20 protein-coding genes and 1 tRNA gene are annotated in these 23,247 nt (G+C 61.0%); 5 read left to right on the top strand and 16 right to left on the bottom strand.

The genetic code is table 11. The features are described 5' to 3' along the window. Window positions 1–107: 107 nt before the first annotated feature. The 3 genes from BSZ35_RS11450 to BSZ35_RS11440 all read right to left on the bottom strand — a co-directional run bounded on the left by BSZ35_RS11450 (window position 108) and on the right by BSZ35_RS11440 (window position 4,757). Window positions 108–1,484 carry an efflux transporter outer membrane subunit gene (locus BSZ35_RS11450; protein WP_105012562.1) on the bottom strand — a complete coding sequence of 459 codons (1,377 nt, stop codon included), beginning with the start codon at window positions 1,482–1,484 and terminating at the stop codon, window positions 108–110. 289 nt (window positions 1,485–1,773) lie between these two features. Then, window positions 1,774–2,460: a hypothetical protein gene (locus BSZ35_RS11445; RefSeq protein ID WP_105012561.1), complete on the bottom strand. Its 687-nt coding sequence runs from the start codon at window positions 2,458–2,460 to the stop codon at window positions 1,774–1,776. Between the two features lie 485 nt (window positions 2,461–2,945). Then, a complete protein-coding gene (locus BSZ35_RS11440) occupies window positions 2,946–4,757 on the bottom strand; it encodes a PAS domain S-box protein (protein WP_181149311.1) in 1,812 nt (603 codons plus the stop codon). Between the two features lie 575 nt (window positions 4,758–5,332). Between BSZ35_RS11440 and rpe the strand changes: the two genes are divergently transcribed. Both rpe and BSZ35_RS11430 read left to right on the top strand, forming a co-directional pair. Then, on the top strand, window positions 5,333–6,007 hold the full coding sequence (gene rpe, locus BSZ35_RS11435; RefSeq protein WP_105013818.1) for a ribulose-phosphate 3-epimerase: 675 nt from the start codon (window positions 5,333–5,335) through the stop codon (window positions 6,005–6,007). 68 nt (window positions 6,008–6,075) lie between these two features. Beyond that, window positions 6,076–7,008 carry an SDR family oxidoreductase gene (locus BSZ35_RS11430; RefSeq protein WP_105012559.1) on the top strand — a complete coding sequence of 311 codons (933 nt, stop codon included), beginning with the start codon at window positions 6,076–6,078 and terminating at the stop codon, window positions 7,006–7,008. A 48-nt stretch (window positions 7,009–7,056) separates the two neighbouring features. Here BSZ35_RS11430 and BSZ35_RS11425 read toward each other — a convergent pair whose 3' ends face one another. Beyond that, window positions 7,057–7,305 carry a DUF2249 domain-containing protein gene (locus BSZ35_RS11425; protein WP_105012558.1) on the bottom strand — a complete coding sequence of 83 codons (249 nt, stop codon included), beginning with the start codon at window positions 7,303–7,305 and terminating at the stop codon, window positions 7,057–7,059. Between the two features lie 89 nt (window positions 7,306–7,394). On the opposite strand from BSZ35_RS11425, the gene BSZ35_RS11420 reads away from it, so the two are divergent. Next, entirely contained in the window at window positions 7,395–8,123 is a 729-nt protein-coding gene (locus BSZ35_RS11420; RefSeq protein WP_146110064.1) for a Crp/Fnr family transcriptional regulator, read from the top strand. 136 nt (window positions 8,124–8,259) lie between these two features. Here the strand turns inward: BSZ35_RS11420 and BSZ35_RS11415 are convergent, their stop codons facing one another. The 9 genes from BSZ35_RS11415 to BSZ35_RS11375 all read right to left on the bottom strand — a co-directional run bounded on the left by BSZ35_RS11415 (window position 8,260) and on the right by BSZ35_RS11375 (window position 18,068). Then, the gene (locus tag BSZ35_RS11415; protein ID WP_105012556.1) at window positions 8,260–9,054 is read right to left on the bottom strand and encodes an ABC transporter permease subunit; all 795 of its coding nucleotides are present in this window, start codon (window positions 9,052–9,054) and stop codon (window positions 8,260–8,262) included. A 117-nt stretch (window positions 9,055–9,171) separates the two neighbouring features. After that, window positions 9,172–9,894, bottom strand: a complete 723-nt coding sequence (locus tag BSZ35_RS11410; RefSeq protein WP_105012555.1) for an ABC transporter ATP-binding protein — start codon at window positions 9,892–9,894, stop codon at window positions 9,172–9,174. 82 nt (window positions 9,895–9,976) lie between these two features. Further along, the gene (locus BSZ35_RS11405; protein WP_105012554.1) at window positions 9,977–11,374 is read right to left on the bottom strand and encodes a NosD domain-containing protein; all 1,398 of its coding nucleotides are present in this window, start codon (window positions 11,372–11,374) and stop codon (window positions 9,977–9,979) included. Window positions 11,375–11,601: 227 nt separating this feature from the next. Continuing rightward, complete coding sequence (locus BSZ35_RS11400) at window positions 11,602–12,261, bottom strand: hypothetical protein (protein WP_105012553.1); 660 nt, start codon at window positions 12,259–12,261, stop codon at window positions 11,602–11,604. A 92-nt stretch (window positions 12,262–12,353) separates the two neighbouring features. Next, window positions 12,354–14,204, bottom strand: coding sequence for a Sec-dependent nitrous-oxide reductase (gene nosZ, locus BSZ35_RS11395; protein WP_258096197.1), 1,851 nt, complete (start codon window positions 14,202–14,204; stop codon window positions 12,354–12,356). 54 nt (window positions 14,205–14,258) lie between these two features. Beyond that, the gene (locus BSZ35_RS11390; protein ID WP_105012551.1) at window positions 14,259–14,759 is read right to left on the bottom strand and encodes a plastocyanin/azurin family copper-binding protein; all 501 of its coding nucleotides are present in this window, start codon (window positions 14,757–14,759) and stop codon (window positions 14,259–14,261) included. 186 nt (window positions 14,760–14,945) lie between these two features. Then, window positions 14,946–15,485, bottom strand: coding sequence for a plastocyanin/azurin family copper-binding protein (locus tag BSZ35_RS11385; RefSeq protein ID WP_105012550.1), 540 nt, complete (start codon window positions 15,483–15,485; stop codon window positions 14,946–14,948). A gap of 283 nt (window positions 15,486–15,768) precedes the next feature. Then, complete coding sequence (locus BSZ35_RS11380; protein ID WP_105012549.1) at window positions 15,769–17,280, bottom strand: glycine betaine ABC transporter substrate-binding protein; 1,512 nt, start codon at window positions 17,278–17,280, stop codon at window positions 15,769–15,771. Between the two features lie 32 nt (window positions 17,281–17,312). Further along, window positions 17,313–18,068, bottom strand: a complete 756-nt coding sequence (locus tag BSZ35_RS11375) for an ABC transporter ATP-binding protein (RefSeq protein ID WP_105012548.1) — start codon at window positions 18,066–18,068, stop codon at window positions 17,313–17,315. Window positions 18,069–18,340: 272 nt separating this feature from the next. On the opposite strand from BSZ35_RS11375, the gene BSZ35_RS11370 reads away from it, so the two are divergent. Next, window positions 18,341–18,416: transfer RNA gene (locus tag BSZ35_RS11370), tRNA-Thr, on the top strand. Between the two features lie 61 nt (window positions 18,417–18,477). Here BSZ35_RS11370 and BSZ35_RS11365 read toward each other — a convergent pair. Together BSZ35_RS11365 and BSZ35_RS11360 are read right to left on the bottom strand one after the other, a co-directional pair. After that, window positions 18,478–18,717 (bottom strand): Lrp/AsnC family transcriptional regulator, encoded by a 240-nt coding sequence (locus BSZ35_RS11365; protein ID WP_105012547.1) that lies wholly within the window; start codon window positions 18,715–18,717, stop codon window positions 18,478–18,480. A gap of 5 nt (window positions 18,718–18,722) precedes the next feature. Next, on the bottom strand, window positions 18,723–19,154 hold the full coding sequence (locus BSZ35_RS11360) for an STAS/SEC14 domain-containing protein (RefSeq protein ID WP_105012546.1): 432 nt from the start codon (window positions 19,152–19,154) through the stop codon (window positions 18,723–18,725). A gap of 585 nt (window positions 19,155–19,739) precedes the next feature. Between BSZ35_RS11360 and BSZ35_RS11355 the strand changes: the two genes are divergently transcribed. Next, window positions 19,740–21,767 carry a PKD domain-containing protein gene (locus BSZ35_RS11355; protein WP_105012545.1) on the top strand — a complete coding sequence of 676 codons (2,028 nt, stop codon included), beginning with the start codon at window positions 19,740–19,742 and terminating at the stop codon, window positions 21,765–21,767. A 294-nt stretch (window positions 21,768–22,061) separates the two neighbouring features. Here BSZ35_RS11355 and BSZ35_RS11350 read toward each other — a convergent pair whose 3' ends face one another. Continuing rightward, window positions 22,062–23,243 carry a cupin domain-containing protein gene (locus BSZ35_RS11350; RefSeq protein ID WP_105012544.1) on the bottom strand — a complete coding sequence of 394 codons (1,182 nt, stop codon included), beginning with the start codon at window positions 23,241–23,243 and terminating at the stop codon, window positions 22,062–22,064. Window positions 23,244–23,247 lie beyond the last annotated feature (4 nt).

Below are 23,247 nucleotides of genomic sequence, written 5' to 3'. Positions count from 1 at the left end.
CTCCGGTTATCTTGCAACGTACAAACGTTAAACGTTGCGTGTCGAAGGCGCTTGCTTTCGGACTGAGGGAAATTGGCTCGTCATGAGTCCAAGGTCCATTCAGGGATTTACTCACGCTCCGTGTCGAATCCCCCTGCCAGCGCCCGATAGAGCGCAATACGATCCTGCACGAGCGTCAGCCGAGCGGACAGGCGGTCCCGGCGCAACTGCTGCACCTCGTCGAGGGCCGTAAGCACATCAAGGTAGTCGCCAGTGCCATTGAGGTACTGAACCCGAAGCTGCTCGTAGGACTGCTGGGCCAGCTGGATCTGCTGCTCGATGCGTCGGATCTGCTCCCGCTGTTTTTGCTCTTGGATAAGGGCGTCTTCCACCTCTCGAAACGCCGTGAGGATCGTCTGTCCGTACTCATAGAGCCGCTGCTGCTTCACTGCGGTCGTGCGGTCCACCTCCGCTCGCAGCTCTCCTCCCCGAAAGATCGGGGCAAGCAGGTTGCCCGCGAACGAGTATGCCCACGTCTGAAACAGGTCCTGTGCACTTTCGGCGGCAGTGGAGGCCGAGGCCGAAAGGGTGAGTCGCGGATACTGGTCGCTGATGGCGGCCGCAAGATCCCGGTCCGCAGCCTGCACGCGCCGGAAGGCACTTCGCACGTCTGGACGTCGGCGTACTAGATCGGTCGGCACGCCCGTTTCCGGAAGGGGAGGCAGAGAAGGCAAACTGTCGGGCACTGCTTCCACTCCCTCCTGCGGAGAACGTCCTAGCAGTACGGCCAGCCGGTGCTCCAACACCTCCGCTCGCGACTCGACGACCGCTCGCTGCTCGCGCGTCGACTCGAGCAACTGGCGCTGGCGTAGGACATCGACGCTCCGAATCTGCCCGGTCTCGAAACGGTTCTCCAGCAGATTGAGAACCGTCGTGTTCGTCTCGATCTGCTGTTGCACAAGCCGACGCTGGCTCCGTGCCTCCGCAAGCTGCACCCAGGTCTGGACCACCTCGGCGGAGAGCGACAGGGCCGCGGCCTGATAATCTGCCGCCGTGGCCTGGGCCCGCAGCTGCTCTGCCTGTACCCGCGACCGAATGCGCCCCCACAGGTCCAATTCGTACGCCGAACTGAGGCCGGCGCTAAACTCCTCTCCGTCTTCGATGTCGGACTCCGACCGGGTTGCCTGCACCTGTCCCTGAGCCTGCAGGTCCGGAAACAGGGCGCCCGACTCGCGGTCGACCACCGCCCGGGCCGCCTGCACCCGCTCCCACGCGGTACGCAAGGAAAAGTTTGACGCCGTGGCACTGTCGACCAGAGCGTTGAGCGACTCATTCTCGAAGGTCGTCCACCACCGATCCGGCACGCTCTGGGCTCCGGACCTCGAAAAGTCTGCAGGGGCCTCCACCGGCGTGGTCGTCTCGGGCGCCCCCGCACATCCCAGAAGGCCCGTGATGGCCAGGCTAAAGAGCAAGACAAGTACAATGCGGGACGGGCCTGGAATCATTTGTGCGTCTTCCGATCCGCGAAAGAAAAAAGGACACCGTATCGCGATGCAGGAGCGCGTTGGAACGATCCGTCTCGCCCCCGTCCGCCCATGAGAACCTGCCCTCCACGCTCAGTGCCACACATACTCGGTAGGGAAATCGGAGTCCGGAACGAGCGTACAATCGATCGGCAGGGACCGGTCCTCAATGGACTCTCCAAGTAAAGGGATGTCGCTTGATAGGGAAAGCGGTCGGCCTCGACTCCGTAGCAATCCGTGGCGGTGGCGTGAGATTCATCTCAGAATGCGTCTATGACGCTCCCTCTTCACGTCGAGATTCCGAGTCCGCATCTGCATCGGCGTCCGAATCGGACACGTGAAGGGCCTCAAGTTGCATCTGGTATTCCTGCAGATACGTCTCGGCGGTAGACGCGGAGGAAGACGACGCTTGATCGTCGGCCCGGGAATCGGCCGCACGGTTGTCTGGTGGCGTTTCCAACGGGCGGGGCGCCGAATCGGACGTTGCTTCTGAAACAGCGGCGGTCGACTCTTGATGCCATCCGACCTGAAGGGTGCGAAGGCCGTCGGACGACGCGTCGGCCTTGTGGGACGTCCGCGACGGCTCTTCGGGCTCGAAGGCAACACCGTCGGGCAGGATCGTGAGCGACTCGTCTGCCCGAGCGACGGCCCCAAACAAAAACGAAAGGGCATCCATGGCCTCGTAGATCTCTCCCGTCGTGGTGTCGGTCCGAGTGCGAAGGGCGTTCCGAAATGCCCCAATGTCGCTCGGATCGACAGTGGGCGCAGCGGCGTCGGAGGAGACCCGTTCGCCACTCCAGGACAAGAAGGCCAGAATCCAGGCCTCGTACCGATCAGTGCGGCGCGGCGAAAACCCGTAGCTCTGAGCGGTGGCTTGGAGCGTCTCGCACAGATGCTCCAGGGCGTGATCGGACCAGGGCAGCGGTTTCGGAGGAGAAAGAGAATCGTCCGAAGACATGTGGGGACCGAGGCATTGGAGCAAAAAAACCGTGAGCAACGGAGGAGAAGTGCTCGGGATCAGAATGTTGGAAACCACCGACCCCGGGATCAGCGTCTCAACGACACTTCTCAATGGGCGTCCTCGTTCCGAAAAAAGGCTCCGGTTTCGTGTCTGGTGCGGCCCTTTCGCTCGATGGAAGCTCCCATCCATGCAGCATTGAGACAAGAAATCCGTCTCACACAACTCGGCACAGATGGACGCACCGGAGAAGACGCATACTGTAGACACACATACTCGACAATTCTAACGTCCCGTCCCAGAATGTGGTGGCTGCACAATTGGACGAAAACACGAAGTAAGGATGCCCCAATTACCGACACGCGTCCCGAAACCACATGTTCGCTGGGCGCTGAAGACAGAACGAGACGATAAAACTTATACCAGATGCCGAGGATGGTTATTCCCGCTGCTGGAAGCGTGTCGGACCGAACGCGGAGACCACCTCACGTGTCGGGAAGGACCGTGAGAGGAAGAGTGACTGCGATTTGGGTTCCTTCTCCAGGCTCGGCATCAATCTCCAGTTCGCCGTTGAGCCGCCCCACTCGTTCGCGCATTCCCGCCAGTCCATACGTGGCTTCTCTCTGCCGGCCCGGATTGAATCCCTGCCCGTTGTCGATGATGCGGAGATGAAGCTCTTGCGCATGTGCACAAAGGTGGACGTACGCCGTGTCGGTCTGGGCATGTTGCACAACATTGATCAAAGCCTCGTGCACCACCCGATACGCAGTGACTTCAACGAGGGATGGAAAGCGTTCGTCCGCATCGAGGGCACTCTCCATCTCTACGGTGAGACCGTATTGCTCGTCCAGAAGGCGCACCAGTGACGACAATGCCCCCATCAGCCCATGATCGTCGAGCTCCCCGGGGTAGAGACGCCGGGAAATGCTCCGGGTAATGTTTGAAAGATCGTCCACCAGTTCCACGATACGGTCGAGCGGTTCAGCAGGGGATCCACTGGTCGCCATGCGAGCACGGCTCACCGCGAATTGCAGGGTGGCCAGGAGTCCGCCCATTTCCGAATGAATCTCCTCGTCGATGCGACGGCGCTCCTCATCCTGCACTTCGAGGAGCCGATGGTCCATCCGTCGCTTGCTGGTCACGTCTCGTTGAACGGACACCCAGTGCGTGATGTCGCCGTTCTCATCTCGCACCGGCGCCGAGCTCCATCGGTTGACGAACGGAGTGCCGTCTTTTCGGTAGTTGATGGCCTCTCCTTCAAAATTCCGTCCCTGCCTTATTCGACGCCGCAGCTGCTGGAGTACCCAGGGCTCCGTATCCGGCCCCCGAAGAAGGTGAGGCGATTCCCCAATGACCTCTTCGGGCTCATATCCGGTCATGTCCGTAAACGCCGGATTGGCATAAAGAATAGGCGCCCCGACGCCCGCAGTAGCTTCGTGCTCTGAAATGACCACGGCCTCGTGAGCCTGCTCCAGCGCCTTCCGGAAGAGTCGGAGTCGTTCCTTCCGCTTTTTCTCGGCGTCAATATCTTTGATAAGGCCGATAATCTGCGGCCCGTTCGGGCCCCGTCGGAGGGACACGGTCAGATGCGCCCAAAAGACGGAGTCGTCATCGCGGATATAGCGCTTTTCGAGCTGATACTGGTCGGTTTCGCCCCGACGGAGCGCTTTGTACAGAGCGCGTTCCTGTTCCAGGTCGTCCGGATGCGAAAGCTCGGCGTAGTGGCATCCATCGAGCCCCCCATCCTCTACCCCAAACATCGATTCGAGGGCTGGATTCGCCTCAATCACCGTTCCGGTTTCCGTCGTGAGCGCAATGCCGAGCCCGGCCTCCTCAAATACGCCTCGAAAGCGCTGCCGACTCTCTGCCAGCGCTTCCTGGGAACGAATCCGCTCCCAGTGACGGAGATACAGAACTGCACTTATCCCGGTGAGGAGCACCGCTGTAATTCCGACGAACGTGAGTTGGGAGTAGATGGCGGAAAGCCCATTGCCGATGGTGCCGACCACGGGATTTGGAATTCCGATCCCGCCGATCACGACCGACAGGCCGAGGCCGAGCCCCAGCACCTGCCACGGTCGATAGGGGACCGCCGCCACCCCAATAAGGTAGATCAACCCGACGTAGTCGGTAATTCGCCCTCCTGTGCGGGCGCCGTCGTATGCCACGAGGCCTACGCTGAGTAGCACGACGCTCCCCATGGCCAGGCGGGCAGTGGGAAGCGTACACCGACGGATCGCAAGGACAATCAATCCTCCGTAGGCAGCAGCAACGAGGAGCAGGGTAGGAATGAACATATCGCTCCCACTAACGCCAAGGGCACCGTAGGACCAAGAAACTGTATACCGTAAGACGAAAAGGTTCACGACTCCGTAAGCAAGAACGCCCCCCACTCCAACGATTCCTCCCCAGCGCAATCCCAAACACGCAACGTCGAGGAGGCCCTCTCGGAATCGATCCTTTTCTTCGTACGAGGCCGGTGCAAGAAACAGCTGCCACACTGCCTCCCACGACAGCTCTCCCAACGAGGTCCTCGCCCCTTCCCTCGACCGTATACGATCTGTCCTTGGAGGCTCCGCACTAGACGAGACGGCTTCGCTCGTTTGTCCAAACGAAAAGAGAGAAGCGAACCAGTTCATGAGAGAATATTCCCGAAGGGCTACTGGGCTGTCGGCCGATGGAGAACTTGCATACCAAAATCATGCGAGAAGTTTGGGCAAGAAGCCTCCTCTGCCAACGCGGTCGTTCGGCGCTTCCAGCCTTTCACCGAAATATTGACTGGGGCCTTTTGGTTCATCCCAGTCGTCTGTTACCTTGAATCTACGCACCTTCCGTCGCCGCCCCCTTCGGTCTCATGCCCGTGCCCTCAACCATGCCCATCCTCGCTCCGTCTATCCTCGCCGCCGATCCCGGCCGGTACGCCGCTTGTGCCCGCGAAGCCCTAGAGGCCGGCCCCGAATGGCTTCACCTCGACGTGATGGACGGCCACTTCGTCCCCAACATCACGTTCGGCCCCGACGTGGTTCGCGCCCTCGCACCGGTCGCTCGAGAGCACGATGCCCGGGTCGACGTGCATCTCATGATCGAGGAGCCACAGGACTACGTGGACGCCTTCGCGGAGGCGGGGGCCGACCTTCTCACCGTGCACGTAGAAACGTGCCCACACCTCCATCGCGTTGCCCAGCAGGTTTGGGACGCTGGGTGCGAGTTTGGGGTCGCCCTCAATCCCGCCACGCCGCCCGGCCACCTCGAAAGCATTCTCCCCCTGGCTGATCTTGTGCTCGTCATGTCCGTAAATCCCGGCTTCGGCGGGCAGTCGTTTATTCCGCAGTCCAAGGGCAAAATCCAACACCTGCGCCGACAACTCAACGCCCTCGGCTCCAATGCCCACCTCCAGGTGGATGGAGGGGTCCACCCCGGCAACGCCATGGACCTCCTGCGGGCGGGCGCCGACGTGCTGGTGGCCGGCAGTGCCATCTACGGAGGGGACCAATCCGTCGCCGAAAACGTCGAGGCCTTTCGGAGCGCACTTACCTTGAAGGTGTAACGTCGACAGTCGTCTGCCCGTTCGGGCGGCCGCGGTTGGCCGCGCCTTTTCACTGACCTCCGGCGTCTATGGTGGCTCAACTGGACCTGAAGGATCTGCACGACACCGTTTGCGTCGTGACCGGTGCCAATTCCGGCATCGGCAAAGAGACCGCCAAGGGACTTGTGCGGCTCGGCGCACACGTGGTCATGGTCTGCCGCAATGAAGAGCGCGGCCGCGACGCTCAGGCCGAAATTCAGGCCGTGGCCCAAAACGCACAGCCCAGCCAGGCGAACGCGACCGACCTGCGCATCGCCAACCTCGGCGTGCAGGACGAGGTGTATCGCCTCGGGGAATCGCTGCGGGCGGACTATGATCGTGTCGACGTCCTCATCAACAATGCTGGAGTGTTGCTCGGCTCTCGTGAAGAGACGCCCGACGACATCGAGACGACCTTTGCGGTGAACCACCTCGCGCCGTTTTTGCTCACCCATCTTGTGTTGCCGCTGCTCAAGGAAGCGGCCGGCCGAGTCGGCGAGGCCCGTGTCGTCACGGTGAGCTCCGAAGCCCATCGGGGCACCAGCATCGACTTCGACGACCTGAATGCGGAAAACAGCTACGGGATGGTGCAGGCCTACGGCCAGTCGAAGCTCGCCAACATCCTGTTTACGCACGAGCTGGCCCGGCGCCTGCGCGACACTGGAGTCACGGCCAACTGTGTGCATCCGGGAGTGGTGGCCACCAATCTGTGGCAAGGCTCGGATTGGCTCTCCCGTCTGGCTCGGCTTTTCACCTGGCTCTACAAAACGCCCGAGGAAGGCGCCGAAAGCGTGCTCTATCTTGCCGCTTCCCGCGAGTTGGAGGGGGTGACGGGACAATACTTCAAGGAAATGGAGGCGATCAATCCGTCCCCGGAGGCCTACGACGAGAAGGCGGCCGCCCGCCTTTGGCGCTTGAGCTTGAAGATGACTGGCCTTGAGAGCTCGGTCGAGCCCGAGGAGCGCGGCCCCGGATCTCCGTAACGGCTCCCGCCCCGCCCCCGGCCAAGACCCGGCCTACTCCCTCGCGTCCTACTGGCCGGCAGCCCGTCGACGAATGCGGACGTGCCACACGTACGGCCCGTCTCGGAGATACCTCCACTGGGCCTCTCCCGGATGCTTCTCCTCCAGGGACGAGCGCATCGACATCGGGTCCTGGTCGTCTACGAGAATGAAGGACTCCCCCCGATCGAGCCGGTCGAACGTGGCGAGCACCGTCGTGGACTTGCGCGGTGGTTCCAGGGGCCGAACGTCGAGGGCATTGGGGGCAGAGGCGGACATATCCTGAAGGATCCGGATGCGAGTTGGGAGAAACGGTTGTGGAAGCGGTCAACATTTCATACTATCGAGGACGAAATGGGCTTACTCTTTTGTCTACTTCTCCGCGTATGGCCCTTTCCCGCGACCAGATCGAGGCCGCGATGGCCGACCACGATTTCTTTGGGGGCGTCTCTGCGGAGGATCGGGCAACCCTCATCGAGTTGGGGTGCGTGCAAACGGTAGCGTCGGGCACGATTGTGTTTCAGCATGGCGATCCGCATCAGGGATTTTATTTGGTGTTGGACGGTACCGTCCACATCTATCGGCTCAGCCCGGAGGGACGGATGTTGGTGCTGCATGTCATGCGACCCGGGGAGTCGTTTGCCGAGGTGCCCCTGTTTGAGCAGCAGCCGAACCCCACCTATCCGGCCACGGCCGAAACGCTGACCGACAGTACCCTCCTGTTCTTTCCTGCCGACGCCTTCCTGTCGTTTATCGAGTCGAACTCGCGCACGGCGCTGCACATGCTCGCCCAGATGGCCAAGCGCCTGCGCAAGGCTGTGCGCCAGCTCGACGCCGTGTCGCTGCAGGACGTACAGGAGCGCTTGGCGCGTCATCTTGTAGAGCAGGTGCCCACGGTCCCCGACGATCCCGACACGCCGCCTACCCTCAACCTCGACATTCCGAAGTCCGTGCTGGCCGCCGAACTGGGAACAGTCCCCGAAACGCTTTCCCGAGCGCTGCGGTCACTCGAAGAGAAGGACCTCATCCGAAGTGAGTCGTCGAAAATCGCCCTCACGGACGTGCAGGGACTGCGGCAGCTCAGTCATGAAGACTGACGCTTCCCGTTGACGGGGGCCGATCCAAGCGTGCTGGAAAACCAAAATGGAGAAATCGTGGGTCATGAGCCATACGTATAGGGTCTTGTGACTTGTGAACGATGTCATGCCCCCGTAGACGTTCGCCCTGCTGAAATTATAGATCCATCCGCCGGAGGCGGCGGCATGCGAGCAGGAGCAGCCCCCCCGTCCAGGCGATCGTAAGCACCGCCGTCCACGCCGGAAGCCACGCCAGCAGGTCGGCCATCCAGGCCGCCTCGCCCGGCGCCGAGAACGGCACATTTTCGAGCCCAAAGAGGCCGGTAAGGCGCACCGCATCAACCGGATTCAGCAGCAGAAGGCCGACCCAGAAGGCCGGAAGGTTTTGTACAGCATCGACCCCAGAGAGGACCAGGGCCACGGCGTCATAGAGGGCAAACGCCCCAAACCAAATCGTAAGGGCCATCATGAGTCCGCGGGCCCGTCCGGTCGTATACTGCCCCACCGTCAGGCCCGCACTTACGCTCACCAGCACGAGCGCCCCCCCAAGTCCCCACAGCAACGCTAAGGCCCCGAGGGGCGCCCCTTCCACTGCCGCTGCCCCGAGGGCCGCGAGCAACACGAGGACCAGTGCCCCTACCAGCGTTGCCGTTTTGCCCAGCACGTAGACCGATCGCGGCACCGGCTGGCTCCAGAGAAACGCTCGTTCGTCGCGCTCCTCGTGGGCTGAGCTGACGCCAATGAGCAGACCGAAGAGGGGCACCACGTAGAGGAACAGGAGCAGGAGACCGAACGGAAGAGCAGACGGCCGCCCACTGAGGGCCCCCACGGCAATGCTGCCCCCAATCACGATAACAGCAAAAATCTGCACGAACCGGTTGTGGAACGTGGTTGTGACCTCGCGGCGAAGAACCGACCGGTAGACTGAGGCTGGCAGTTGGGATCGAGGCATTACGACTTCAGGAATCGAGAATCGAAGATCGGTTTGTATTTCGTATTGCGTATTTCGTATTGCGTATTTCGTGGCCTTCGACCTGACCGATACGCAATACGCACTACGCAATACTGCTCACGAGGGAGACGCTGTTGGTACGTCTTCGGGAACAGAAGACGGGGCGGTCTCTTCTCGGATTTGCCCATTCTCGCAGCGGAGCACGCGATCCACGAGGGGCGTCCACACGTCAAGCAGGTGAGTGGCCAAGAGCACCGCGGCCCCGTCGTCGGCGTGGGCGCGGAGGCGGCTCATGAGGAAGGTCCGCCACTCGGGGTCGAGACTCAGGGCCGGTTCGTCGAGCAGCAACACCGGGGCGTCGGCCAACTCCATCACGGCAATCCCCAACCGTTGTCGCATGCCGCCGGACAGGTCGCCCGTCGGCTTGTCGGCCGCGTCGGTAAGGGCCACCTGCTCCAACAATGCCTCGAGGCGCTCGGCGCTTCGTCTGGAGGGGGCCCCTCTGCCTGACGAGCTGGGCTCGTCCTGTCCAGAGCGGAGGCCAGCGTAAAAGCGAAGCACCTGTCGCGGCGTGAGTGCGTCGTGAAAGCGGACGTCCTGCGGCAAAAATGCAAGATGCTCCTGCGCAGCCGTGGGGGCCGTCGTCACGTCGACGCCATTCACCGACGCGCTCCCGGCATCCGGCGTCACTAGCCCCGCCAGGACGTGCAGCGTCGTCGTCTTGCCTGACCCATTCGAGCCGATGAGAGCGGCAATCGTCCCTCCCTCGACCGAAAACGATGCGTCGTGCAGGACGGTGTGCTCGCCAAAGGACTTGTGCAAATTCGTGCCCTCAATCATGATGATATAGCGTTATTCGAACGAGTTGATGACAACGACATCGGACGCCGGTCCCGATTCTGTACTCTAAGCCTGATTCCCCCTAACGATGCTGAATAACGCTATACCTCCACAATACAATGAGGCCGACTGCGAGTACGAACGCGAGCCCGACGGCGCGCGTGCTTTCTGCTGCCCCCGACAGACGAACCGGCGGTCGCACGAGGGGACGTTCGTCGACAATACTGGGAATGTCGAGCGACGAAACGCGGCGCAGGGCCTCCTCCAGCAACGTGAGGCCGGGACTCCCGGCCAGCAGGTCGACGTAGGCAAACTCCTCGCGCCGTCCCCCAAGCAGATCCACCGTACGATAGGGGACTTCGCTGATCCCGTCGGAATTCAAGTCCAGCAGGCCGCGAGGACCCCAATAGTTGCCGACATTATCAATCTCCCACTCGTTCGTTTCACTCATGCCGGCTACGGCGGCCGTGTGCAGATTGCCGCGAATGAGATTCCGCCCGAATCGGTTTTCCATCGAGCTCCCTGTCATTCGCAGGCCGCGATAATTTGCGGCCACCACGTTTTTCCGAAAGACATTGCGCGTGCTGTTTTCGAGATAAATGCCCGTACCGTTTTGAACCAGGCGGTTGTCCACGAAGCGCCCGTTCGTCATCGTCTGCAACAGAAGTCCGTAGCCGCGCTGCGAGCGGTTGTTACGGAAGACATTGTGCCGTACGTCAATGCCGTCGGAGTACATGAGCGCCGACCCCGAGGCGTTGTCGACGAAGGTATTGTGCTCGAACGCGTTGTCGTCCGAGTACATGAAGTGCAGCCCGTAGCGGACGTCGTGAATGCGGTTGTGCGCGGCGTAGGTGTGGTCGGAGTGCGAGAAGTACGTGCCGTCGCGCGTGTGGTGAACCGTGTTGTGCGTAATGGTGCTGTGAACAGAATTCCACAGGTGAATGCCGTTGCCCCGCTGGGGGGACGCGAGCGGGACTTCGCAGGTCCCTCCCTCTGGCGAGACCGAACAGTCGGAATACGACCGGGCCTCCTCGGGTGTGAGCCGTCGCGGAATGGTCGGCGGCCCTTCGATCCGATTTTCGGTAATCACGGCACGATCTTTTCCCTTCACGTAGATGCCGTGGAGCACGTCCGCCAAATGATTGTCGCGGATCGTGGCCCGATGTCCCTTCACCATAATGCCCGCGTGGTCCTGGCCGAGCTGCTTGCCTGAATCGGTGATCCGGACGCCCTGAATCGTCACGTCGCTCGCGGTGATCGTAACCACGTGCGTCGAGTCCTGCCCCTGCAGGTGCGGCCGGTTTTGCCCCATAAGCACGAGCGGCGTCTCAATCGCGAACGGACCGGTGTGCACGCCCCCATCCACAATAATCGTGTCGCCGGGGGCCGCCGCGTCGATTCGATCTTGCAGCGACGGTTGAGCAAGCACGGGGCCGATCCCGAGGAGGAATCCGAACGTAAGTGCCAGAAAGAGTCTCATCGTTTTGTGTTGGCGCGTTGAACGTTTCAGCGGGAAACGTCCAACGACATGTTCAGTGGGGAGCGCTTAGAGACTGTTTTGATTTCACACGATGGCAGTTCAGGCAGAGCCCAACGACTGCATATCGTCGCGATCCAACGGGGGCGCCTGTTGAGCAACGGACGGCCCTCCACTCCCTGCGAAATATCTCGTCGACTCTCAACCCGCTCAAAACCCAAAACAGTCTCTTAGGCCGTGGCCGATTCGGGCTCCGACTCTTCTTCGTAGGCAGCGTGGTCTTGACGGACGGCCATCCAGATGGCTCCGGCAAAACACAGAACAGTCAGAAGCAGCAGGGCCGATCCCTCCCGCGGAAAGCTGTACTGCGTGAAATTTGCGATTTTCTTCCACCCGATCAGAATCGGCGTGAATGGCTCGATGTCCATCGGCGCCCTCGGGTCTAGATTGTGAGCATAGGTGTACAGCTGGTAATAGAACCGCCACATCGAAAACGCCCCAAAGTACACGAACAGCACCAGGGTGTCGACCACCGATTTCACAGTGCCAAAGAACGCGGCCCGAAGGGCCAGCAGTGAAAAGGCGCCGAGGAGAAACGGGATAAAGGTCATCTCCGCAAAGTCTTCCTCCTCGATCGGTGCCATCCCAATGTAATGGTTCAGATTGTTGATCTCGGTCAGATCCTGGCCTTCGTTGCCTGCTTCCAGCTTGTGGCTGTGGATGTAGAGATCAAGCCCTTCCTGATACTGCGGCGCCACGAGGTGAATCTGCCACAGCGGCAGAAAGATGGAAACTGCAAGCATAACGGCACCCGCAACGAGCAAAAGCCGTCCGCTGTCGGGCACGCGTCGGTCAAGCAGATCCGGAATGCGGTTGAGAAAGTCGAGCATAATGCTTGAAGGTGTGAATGGTTGGACATATGGAGGCGTGGATGTGGAGGGCACCGCCCCCTCCATACATCCACACGTCCATCCTTACACACTTACTGCGGTTTGACCTCCAGGTATCCCTGCATCTCCTGGTGAAGGGCCGAGCAGAAGTTGGTGCAGTAGAACGGATAAACGCCTGCCTTATCGGCCGTGATCGTGAACGTCTTCGTCTCGCCGGGAGCGACCACGCCGTTCATGTTGTGTTCAGCGATGCCGAAGCCATGAATCATGTCCGACACCTGCTCGATGTTCGTCAGGTGGAACGTGACCTCATCGCCCTGCTCCACTTCAACCTTGTCCGGGTAGTACTGGCTGCGCTTCGAGATCATGTGGACGGTCACCTGATCGCCGTTGCGCGTCACACCCGTGTTTTCCGGCTCCCATCGCGCCTCGGGATGATCGTTGTTTTCCTGCTTATAGACCTCGATCGGATCGATCACGTCCGCCGGTACGGCCTGCGCAAAGTGCGGCTCGGGCGCCGTGTAGTCCTCTTCGATCATCTCCATCTCTTCGCCCGAGATGTCGATGAGCTGGCTCGTCTCCGGCATTTCGGGCCCGACCGACAGGCCACGATCCTTCTTGAGCTTATTCATCGCCACGAGCCAATCGCCGTACGGCTCCTTCGTATCACTGCCCGGGATCACGAGGTGGCCGATGTTGTAGTGGACGTTGATCTTGTCCGTCACGGCCTGGCTCATGTCCTGCTTCGTCTCCTCGTCCCACGGCGGCAGCGACCACTTCGCCACAGCCGACTCGATGAAGAGCGAGGTATACGCGTTGCCCTCTCCGTCATACTGGGTGTGGAGCGGTCCCTGCCCGACCGGCACCTCCCCTTCGACGATGCTGTCGTAGTTCAGCACGGGCACGCCACGGAATTCGCCCTGGAAGTCTTCATTCTCAATGGCCGTCTTCACCTGCTCAAAGTCGAACACGGTGGTCGTCGGCTGCAGCTTACCCGACGCCACGATCCAGCGGCCCGACGGGGACGCGTCGATGCCGTGAGGCGACTTGCTCACCGGGACGAAGTACATGACGCCCTCGTGCTCCGCAGGGTCGATGAGCGGGACGCCGTTGCGGGTGTTCACGTCCTGGTTCTGCACGACCTCCTCGGCGCGCTCCCAGTTCACGAACGCGGCGAAGTCGCGGTCACGCTGGCTGGCATTGATCTCCAAAGAGTCGTGGGCCATCTCCGTGTTGTAGGAGGTCCAGAACGCCCATCCGTCGCTTGGGCCCTTACCAGTGGAGCCAAGGTCCCAGTTGAACGGTGGCGTCTTCACCTGCCACCCTACGCTCATTTCCCCGGTCTCCTGGTCAATGTCCACACCGCTCACGATGCCGTTGAAGTTCTCCTGGTACGTCTCCACCGGGGCGTGACTTCCCTTCGGCAGTGGAACGGAGAAGCGAGTCGCCACAAGCAGATATTCGGTGTTGGGCGTCACGAACGAGGACCCGTGGTTCCCCATGGAGTTTGGAATGGGACCCAGGATCTGCTTCGTCCGGAAATCGCGAAGGCTAATGCGGGCCACCCGGTTGTTGGCGTTGTCGTTCACGAAGAGCCAGCGGCCGTCGTACGTGCCGTCGGTCTTCGAGAGGCCGGGGTGGTGCACGTCGCCCCACCGGTACTCGCCCATCATTTCCTTTGACTTCTTACTGAAGCCGTAGCCGTGCCCCGGCGAGGGCGTGAACACCGGAACGGTCTGGATCTCACGAAGCGACGGCATGCCAGCCACGAAGACCTGCCCGGAGTGGCCGCCGGAATAAAAGAGATAGTAGTCGTCCTTCTCTCCAGGCGGGACGTAGGACGCAGGCGCTCCATCGTTCGAGTTGGAGGAAGACGAACCGCTTCCACATCCCACAAGACCCAGGGTGAGAACAGCGAGAAATAATAACTTTACATGTTGCATAGCGATGTACATCTGTTGTGGAAAGAGAGTGAGTGACCGTCCTCTGAGGGACTGTTAGGTCGAGGGGTCGGTCCGCACGTGCATGGTGCCGTACATTGAAACGTAATGACCGGGAAAGGTGCAGAGATACCCGTATGCGCCCGGTTCTTCCGGGACCGTAAATGTCACCGATACCGTCTCGCCCGGATCAGCCATGGGCGTGGCGGTCAACACGGCCTCGTCGTCGGGAACGTACTCCTGGTCTTCTCCGGCAGCAACGCCCGCTTCGCCGACCCGCCACAGCACCTCCTTCTTCGGCTCGGTGTTGAGAACCACGACATTGTGGAGCATCGACGGACTCGTGGCGGTATTCTCAAAGACCAGCTTGATCGTCTCGCCGGGGGCCACGGTAAACTCCGTCTCCTTGTATTTCAGCAGATTCTTCTTCGGGTGCAGAGTGACCGTCCGATCCACAGTGGTCGAACTCGACGACGTGGCGTCGGACGACTCGGAGGAGCCGCAGCCGGTCAGGACGAGGGCGAACGTGATAAGTGTGATGGTGAATAGATGGCGCATGGGGACTAAGGGGTTGTCGACATTTCTTGAATGAGAGGAATTTCTACAATGGAAGAACCCGCTCATTCTGGTTCGTACTCGTCCGCAAATACTCCACGCGCCCTCCCGGTCGGGGATGCCGCGCAGCGTGGGGAAATCCTGCCCATTAGGTAGAGCGCGCCCCCACAGCGGACCGATGCCTGTCGGCTACGCTGCCGACTTCTTCACGTGCATGGTGCCCTGCATCGTGGCCCAGTGGCCCGGGAACGTGCAGAGATAGCCGTAGTCACCGGCCTGCTCCGGAACCGTGAAGGTCACGGACACCGTTTCGCCCGGCGGCGCAATCGGGGTGTGCGCGATAATTGCGTCGTCCTCCGGCACGTAATCGTTCGCTGAGCCAGCGCTCATGCCCGCCTCGCCCACACGGCGAAAGACCTCGTCCTTCGTCGAGTTGATGACGAGCACATTGTGCTGCATCGAGGGGCTGGTGGCCGTATTCTCAAACACGAGCTTGATCGTCTGCCCTGGTGCAACGGTAAACTCCGTCTGTTTAAACTTCATCTGATTGCCCTTCGGCTGCAGCGTAATCGTCTGGTCCACATCGCCGGACGCAGCGGACTGCGTCGTGCCGGTGGTACTCGACTGCGTCGACGACGCCGAGGACGACGAGTCGGAACTCCCACCGCAGCCAACGAGGCCCACGGCGAGGAGTACGAGAACAGGAAGCGAAAGAAGTCGGGAGCGCATGACGAGTCAGGGGTGTGGTTGTCAGTGTGATGCGTTTGCTAACCTATTCGCCAACACCCGCGCTGTCTTTGACCTAGATCAATCCGGACCGGGGTTCACCCCCGATTATCGCCGCTTTCGTTATCCCTTCATAAAAGAAGAGTTTCTGGTCCGAAATACCAGAATAGAGAAACCCGAGATCGATTTGCTCTGATTCGGAGAGTTGAGCACAAAAGAAGGGATTCCGTACGAGGGCTCATCGACGCGGTCTTGTCCCCAAATCCTCATCCCGCATGCGCAGAGGCTACGACCGCATCGACCGCGGCAGAAGTCCACGCTCCAGGGCCTCGAACAGGGCCAGCGCGAGGATGGTAAGCACGCCCGCCGGCACGGTGCCTTCCAGGATGAGCCCCAGGTTGGCGCGCCGGATGCCAGTGAGAATGGGCTGCCCGTAGCCCCCCGCCCCGATGAGGGCGCCGAGCGTGGCTGCGCCGATGTTAATCACGGTGGCGATCTTGATGCCGGCAAGAATAGAGCGCGCCGCCAGTGGAATCTCCACCCGCCACAGCCTGGCCCCCGCCGAGAGCCCCAGTGCTTCCGCCGACTCCAGCAAAGGGGGCGAGAGGTCCTTCAGCCCGGTGTACGTCGTCCATACGATGGGCAGGAGACTGTAAAGAAACAGGGCCGTCACGGCTGGCACGCGTCCCAACCCGAGGGGGGGCACCATGATTGCCAGCAGGGCCAGGGCCGGAACTGTATAAATCACGCCCACAACCAGAAGAATCCCGGGCCCGAGAAGTCGTCGCTTCGCGGCCACAATGCCCAACGGGATGCCACACACAATGGCGAGCCCCAATGAGAATCCGACGAGGACGAGGTGGTCCACGGTATACCGACGCAGCCGCTCGATCCTCGTCTCGGTATCGGCGACGGTGGATAGCCCAAACGTCTGATTGACGAAGTCGGCTGCCACTTTGCCTTCGTCCTCCTGGTCGATCTTGGAGCGCGCGTTCAGGGCCTGCATCGTATCGGCCGGAATCTGGCCTTCGAGCCGCTTCAAGGCCGAGAGGGCCGTCGGTGCGCGGGTCTGGAGATCGCGACGGTAAAGAAAAATAGCCTCGTAGGCGGGAAAGTGCTCTTTCGTATCTGCCAGTACGCGCAGGTCGTACCGCTCAATCTCAGCGTCGGTCGAATAGAGATCGATTACGTCCAGCTGCCCATTGGCAAGCCCCCGGTATGCGAGATCGTGATCCACTCCTCGCGCCGTCTGCGGCAGGTCGTAGGCACGTTTTAGCGAGGGCCACCCGTCGCCTCGATCCATAAACTCGTTCGAGAAGCCGAGACGCAAGTCCGGGTGCTGGCGCAGATCGCCGATCGTTTTGATGCCGAGGGAATCGGCGTGGTCTGCGCGCATGCCAAGCGCGTAGGTGTTGTTGAAGCCGATGGGGGCGGTCATGCCCACCCCGTACGAGGCCAGAACGGCCCGAAGGCTGTCGGGCGAGGACGGAATGGCCCGGTTGGCGAGGATTTCCTGCCGCAGTGTGCCGGTGTACTCGGGATAAGCATCAATGTCGCCCCGCACGAGGGCCTCCCAGAGAAATCGAGATCCGCCCAACTCCTCACGGTGCGTGGCCGACAGGCCGTCGGCGCGAAGGAGATGCGTACCCATCCAGCCCAGGAGCACATTCTCCGTAAACTTTTTGGAGCCGACGGTTAGGGCGGAGTCCGGAGCCTGTCCGCGTGCCGGGGCCGCAAGCAGTGCCGCCAGCAGGAGGAGGATGGGGAATCGAGACTGGTGGACTGCACGCACGTTCATGGGGGACTCGGGGCTTTTGGAGGTTCGCTCCTCTATCCTTGACCTTCGTCGCTCAGATTCTCAAGTGGTGCGCGCTGGGCCTGGATGAAGTCGGTGACGAACGGGGAGGCCGGGTCGCGAACGAGTGCCGACATTTTCCCCTGCTGTTCGATGGCGCCGTCCTGAAGAAGCACCACATGGTCCCCAAAGAAGCCCGCCTCTCCGATGTCGTGTGTGACAAAGATGACCGTCTTGCCAAGCCGCCGAAAAATGGCGCGGAGATCGTCCTGCAGGTCGGAGCGGATCATCGGGTCGAGGGCGCCGAGGGGCTCGTCGAGCAGGAGCACATCCGGATCGAGCATGAGGGCCCGCATTAAACTCACGCGCTGGCGCTGTCCCCCGGAGAGTTCGCTCGGGTACTGGGCGAGACGATCGGGGGCGAGCTGCACGAGCTCGGTCAGCTCCTCAATCCGGGCGTCGATGCGGTCGCGTTCCCAACCAAGGTGCTGGGCCATGAGGGCCACATTGTCCCAGCCGGTGAGGTGAGGAAAAAGTCCCCCTTCTTGAATGACATACCCCATCCGGCGCCGCAGGGACAGCACATTGGCGTCCGTGAGGGGGATCCCCTGTATCGTCACCGTTCCGGCCTCCGGTCGTGTGAGACCGATCATGAGACGCAGCAGGGTCGACTTGCCGCTTCCAGACGGCCCAATCAGCACAGTGGTCTGCTCCGCGGAAATGAATAAGGAGACGTCGCGTACGGCGGTTTCGTCGCCATATCGCTTGGTGACCGCGTCGAGTCGAATCATGTGGGGCGGCTGGAACGAGTGTAAGCAGTTCGAAATCTGACCAGCCCGGCGTCTATTCGATTACGGCCCCGTCGGTCGCCGCCCTACTTGCTGCCGGTGTCTTTTCCGCGTGATGTGGGATAGGGGTTGCCCTGTAGAGTGCCAACCGCCCCGATGTATTCTCGCTTGGCCGTCTCGTTAATCGGCCGTGAAAGCACAAATGGGTGGGATCTTTGCCCCAATTCCAGCCGTGAACACTTTTCGGAAAAACGGAGCATTCTCTGCCCGAAGCAGCCAACGTAGCTCAGTTGGTAGAGCAGTCCCCTCGTAAGGGACAGGTCACCGGTTCGAGTCCGGTCGTTGGCTCCAATAGAAGCGTCCTGCCGAGACCGGCAGGACGCTTTTCTATTTTTATCGCGTCCCTCCAGGACTACCGTCCCCGCACCTTCAACGTGTGTGCAAGGTCGGTCCCAGCCGGAGTACAATGCACCTCCATGCCCCGCTCCGCGACAATCACCAGTCGCTCATCCGACAAACGTTGCACAGCGTCTTGCACGGACCGCGGCCCCGTGCCCACAATGCGGGCAAGGTCGTAGAGATCGGCACTGCCCTCGGCGTGCACCGCCTGAAGGACCGTTGCCTCAAGGTCGGAGAGGTCGGAAGCATCCATGGGGACTACTCCTCATCTTCGTCCTGTGCGCCCGCCTGCGGATCCGGCACGCTTCCCGGCCCGATGCCCGGCACGTCCATGTCTCCCCGAATCCACGCTAGCGCCTCTTCTCGATCCTCGCTGTCGTAGGACTGAATCTGCGACATCGGGAACAGGAGCTCAACCTTATCCATCAGCGGTTCCCAGATGTCGTCCCCGACAATAGCCACCTTGTCGAGGTCCTGCACCTGGCGAATGTCGAGCGCCAACTCTTCCCACTGCTCCTCCGGCTCCCAGCCATCCACAGACTCAATCTCCAGAAAGACGCGCGTCGTCGTGTGCGCTTCCAACTCGCTTTTTAGCTCCGAGACGAAATTGTCGTAGTCGTCTTCCGTCAGCGTATCGCTGAGGTGGAAACCAATGATATTTGAATCCGGGAGGTCGAGAAGCTCGTGCATGGGCAGATGGGATCTGGAAGATCAGTTTGCAGAGGGCGGAACGCCAACTCGAATTTGACATCCCGTTCCGATTACGGGGGCTGAGACGGTCTGTTCGAGTACATTCGCAAAAAACCCGTATCGGAGTTGGACCGTCGGCGCCTGGCAATGGAGGCCGTTCCTGAACGAGGGGCGACTGTGGGAGCGTCTTTCTTTCCCCGCTCCACAAAAACGGCTCTGAAAAGTCGACAGGGCCGATTGGGTAAATCCACCCTTTAATTAAGGAGTATGAATACCGGGACTTCTCCCTCAACGGGACGACTGGCCGTTTCTTCTTTGCTTTATATTCTCGACACCCCTTCTCGCCCGTGTCCGATTATCCCCCATTCTTACGCATTACCAGACGGAGAGGGGGAGAAAAAGTCCACTTCCGTTCGGTGACGCAGTTTTTTCGCCCGGCCGATACGATGTGAGTCCGGCACGGTTTTGGAGAGCGGAGGACAGCGACTTGCCCCCGCAAGGGCCCCCTCTGATTTGAGGTCTTGGACCGTTCGTTTCTACGTCCTCCCTCTTCCGACCGATCTTTCACCATTCGACATTCAGCTTATGTATCGATCCCAATTTTCGCCCTTTATCCTCCTAGCCATCGGGCTCACGACGGCCCTCTTGTTCGTGGGCTGCGATTCCGCTGGCCCCTCGGGAGAAGAAAATCCAGGGGACGGAGAAAGCAACGAGGTCCCCTCGGCCGTTGCCGACGCTAACAATACAACAGTTAACACCGGCACAGAGGTCACGCTCGATGCGTCCTCCTCAGAGGATCCGGACGGGGATGACCTTTCGTATTCCTGGTCGCTGAACACGCCCGATGGAAGCACTGCGTCCCTCTCCGATGCCTCCGCCGAACAACCGACGTTCACCCCCGATGTCGCGGGCGACTACGTTGCAAGCGTCGAGGTGTCGGACGGCACTGAGTCGAGCACCGATAACGTGACAGTGACCGCCGAGGCCGTGAAAGCGGTCGCCCTTAGCTCGAATATCACCACAAGTCGGACGTTCACGCCGGATACGTCATACACGGTCACGAGCACGATCTGTGTGGAGAATAGCTCGACGCTCACGATCGAGGACGGCGTACAGGTCGAGTTTGAATCCGGAACCGGACTCAAAATTTGTGGAGATGGATCCGCCATCGTTGCAAACGGCACGGCGTCCAACGGCATTACCTTTACGGGCACCACGAAGCAGGCCGGCTTCTGGAACGGTGTCGGCATCAACTCCGCCAACATCAACAACGAGCTGTCGGGCCTGACGATCGAATATGCGGGTGGCGGGGAGCTCTACACCTTCATCGGGTCGGCGGCAGCACTACAGCTGCAGAACGAAAGCAAGGTGTCAATCTCCAACTCCACCTTTCGCAACAACGACGCCTACGGCGTTCAGGCCGACGAAGGCGTCGAGTTTACCGGCTTCTCCAACAACACCTTCGAGAACAACGGCACCTCTTCGATGAACGTCCGCGCCCGCAACATCGGCGCAATGGACACCGGCACGACCTACGGCTCGTACGTCCGGGTCTACAACGGAAGCATCTCCAACCAGACCCTGACGGTGGCCCCGATTGGGGTGCCGTATCGCATTTCCGGCGTACGCCCGATTAAGGACGGGAGCGACGTCACCGTCAAGGCCGGTACCGTCTTCGAATTCGAGCAGGATAGCGGACTGAACGTGACCGGCAACGCAACGGCCTTCAAAGTAAAGGGGACGTCTTCAAACAACGTCACCTTCACGGGCACCACGAAGCAGGCCGGCTTCTGGAACGGTGTCGGCATCAACTCTACCAACACCAACAACGAGCTGTCGGGCCTGACGATCGAATATGCGGGTGGCGGGGAGCTCTACACCTTCATCGGGTCGGCGGCAGCACTACAGCTGCAGAACGAAAGCAAGGTGTCAATCTCCAACTCCACCTTTCGCAACAACGACGCCTACGGCGTTCAGGCCGACGAAGGCGTCGAGTTTACCGGCTTCTCCAACAACACCTTCGAGAACAACGGCACCTCTTCGATGAACGTCCGCGCCCGCAACATCGGCGCAATGGACATCGGCACGACCTACGGCTCGTACGTCCGGGTCTACAATGGAAGCATCTCCAACCAGACCCTGACGGTGGCCCCGATTGGGGTGCCGTATCGCATTTCCGGCGTACGCCCGATTAAGGACGGGAGCGACGTTACCGTCGAGGCTGGTACCGTCTTCGAATTCGAGCAGGATAGCGGACTGAACGTGACCGGCAACGCAACGGCCTTCAAGGCCCAGGGCGCAAAGGCAGATAGTATCGTCTTCACCGGAACGACGAAGCAGGCCGGGTTCTGGAGCGGCATTGGATTCAACTCCTCCAATATGACGAACGAGCTGTCGTATGTGAAGGTTGAGCACGGCGGCGGGGGTGAGCTCTATACCTTCATCGGCGATGCAGCCAACATCCAGGTCCGCACGAATGCCCGGATCACCCTTGAAAATTCGCTCATCAAAAACAGTGCAGCCTACGGCGTCTACGCCGACGACGGGGCGAGCGCTGTGTCGGAGAGCAATAACACGTATCAAGGGAATGCCGACGGAGGGACGAACTACTAATCGTGGCCTCCCCTCCGACATACAAAAGCCCCGGCTCAACGTCGAGCCGGGGCTTTTTTTATTGGACGGTGGAGTAGTGCCCCCTCCTTCAGCATCACTCGGGAGGGGCTCTTCAATCCGTACGGCGCCACGAGGAGAATTCAGGCCTTATCAGAGCACGAACGTCCGGTGCTGCAGCGCGTCCCTCTTGTAGTTCTACCTGCAAGATTACCAGTAGCAGGCCTTGTACCCGAACCACGACGGGGTCTGGCCCCTTCGCCTTGCAACGATCAGGGCCTCGCAAAGAGGGTGCAGTTAGAGCGCTGCTTGTTCCAGGATGCCTTCATTCACTAGCGACACGAGGAGGTCCACGAACGCGTCGTCGTCAAGGTACGGCGTCAGACGATCGGCCGGAACGACCTCGCGGCCGGTGATGATGGGCGCGGCGTATGCGAGGTCGGAGTCGAGGCGACGCGCCTCTCCGTTGACGAAGAGGAGGGCCGTGTCCTCATATTCCACGTAGGCGAGATGCGAGACGGGGCCGCGTCGCAGATCGATCCCCTGTTTCAGAGCCTCAACGAGGGCAGAAGCGGACACCGGCGTTTGCGGCGGGACGGCCTGCCGGTCCCGATCCGGGCGCGTGAGGTACTGCCCGAGCCATCGATCGATGGCAGCATCGTCGTCCACGAGGCCGCGCAGCAGGTCGTACACCTTGGTACGCGTCTGTTCAGGAATTGCGCCCGCATTCTCCACCGGTGAGAGGTCGGGGTCACTGTAGCGGGCGTCCGGATCGAGCTGCTCCATTGCGTGCTGCAAAAAGGCGCCCACGAGGTCTTGGTGTCGGGGCGCACGAAAACCGACCGAGTAGGTCATGCACTCGTCATCCTCGGCAATGCCGTGATGGGCCACGCGAGGCGGCAGATAGAGCATGTCGCCCGGCCCGAGCACAAACTCCTCGTCCGGCTCGAAGTCGGCGAGGATGCGCACGTCGAGGTCCGGCACAATCTCCTCCGTCGCCACCGGTTCGGTCCCAATCTGCCAGCGACGATGGCCGAGGCCCTGCAGCAGAAAGACGTCGTAATTGTCGATGTGGGGCCCGACCGTGCCGTCGGTCGGGGCGTAGCTCACCATGACGTCGTCGATCCGCCAGTCCGGCAGGAAGCGGAAATGATCGAGCAGGGCCCCCACCTCGGGGATGAGCCGATCCACCTCCTGTACGAGCACGGTCCAGTGCGTCTCCGGCAGATCGAGGAAGTCGTCCGTCATGAATGGGCCGTGCCGTAGCTCCCACGGATACTCGCCCCCTTCTTTCAGGATCAGGCGGCTTTCGACCCCGTCCTCGCAGGCCAGTCCCGCCAGTTCATTGGGCGAGAGCGGCGATTGAAAGTCGGGCAGTGCGTCGCGGACGACGAGCGGCCGCTTCTGCCAGTAGTCGTTCAAGAAGTCGGCAGGCGAGCGGTCGCCGAGGAGGGTGGAGGTGGGCGTCTCTGTTTCCATAGAT

Origin of the sequence: Salinibacter sp. 10B, assembly GCF_002954405.1 — a bacterium.
Taxonomy (GTDB): Bacteria; Bacteroidota; Rhodothermia; order Rhodothermales; family Salinibacteraceae; genus Salinibacter.
The sequence above is the reverse complement of the archived record's forward strand: the minus strand, read 5'-3'. Positions and strand labels throughout refer to the sequence as shown.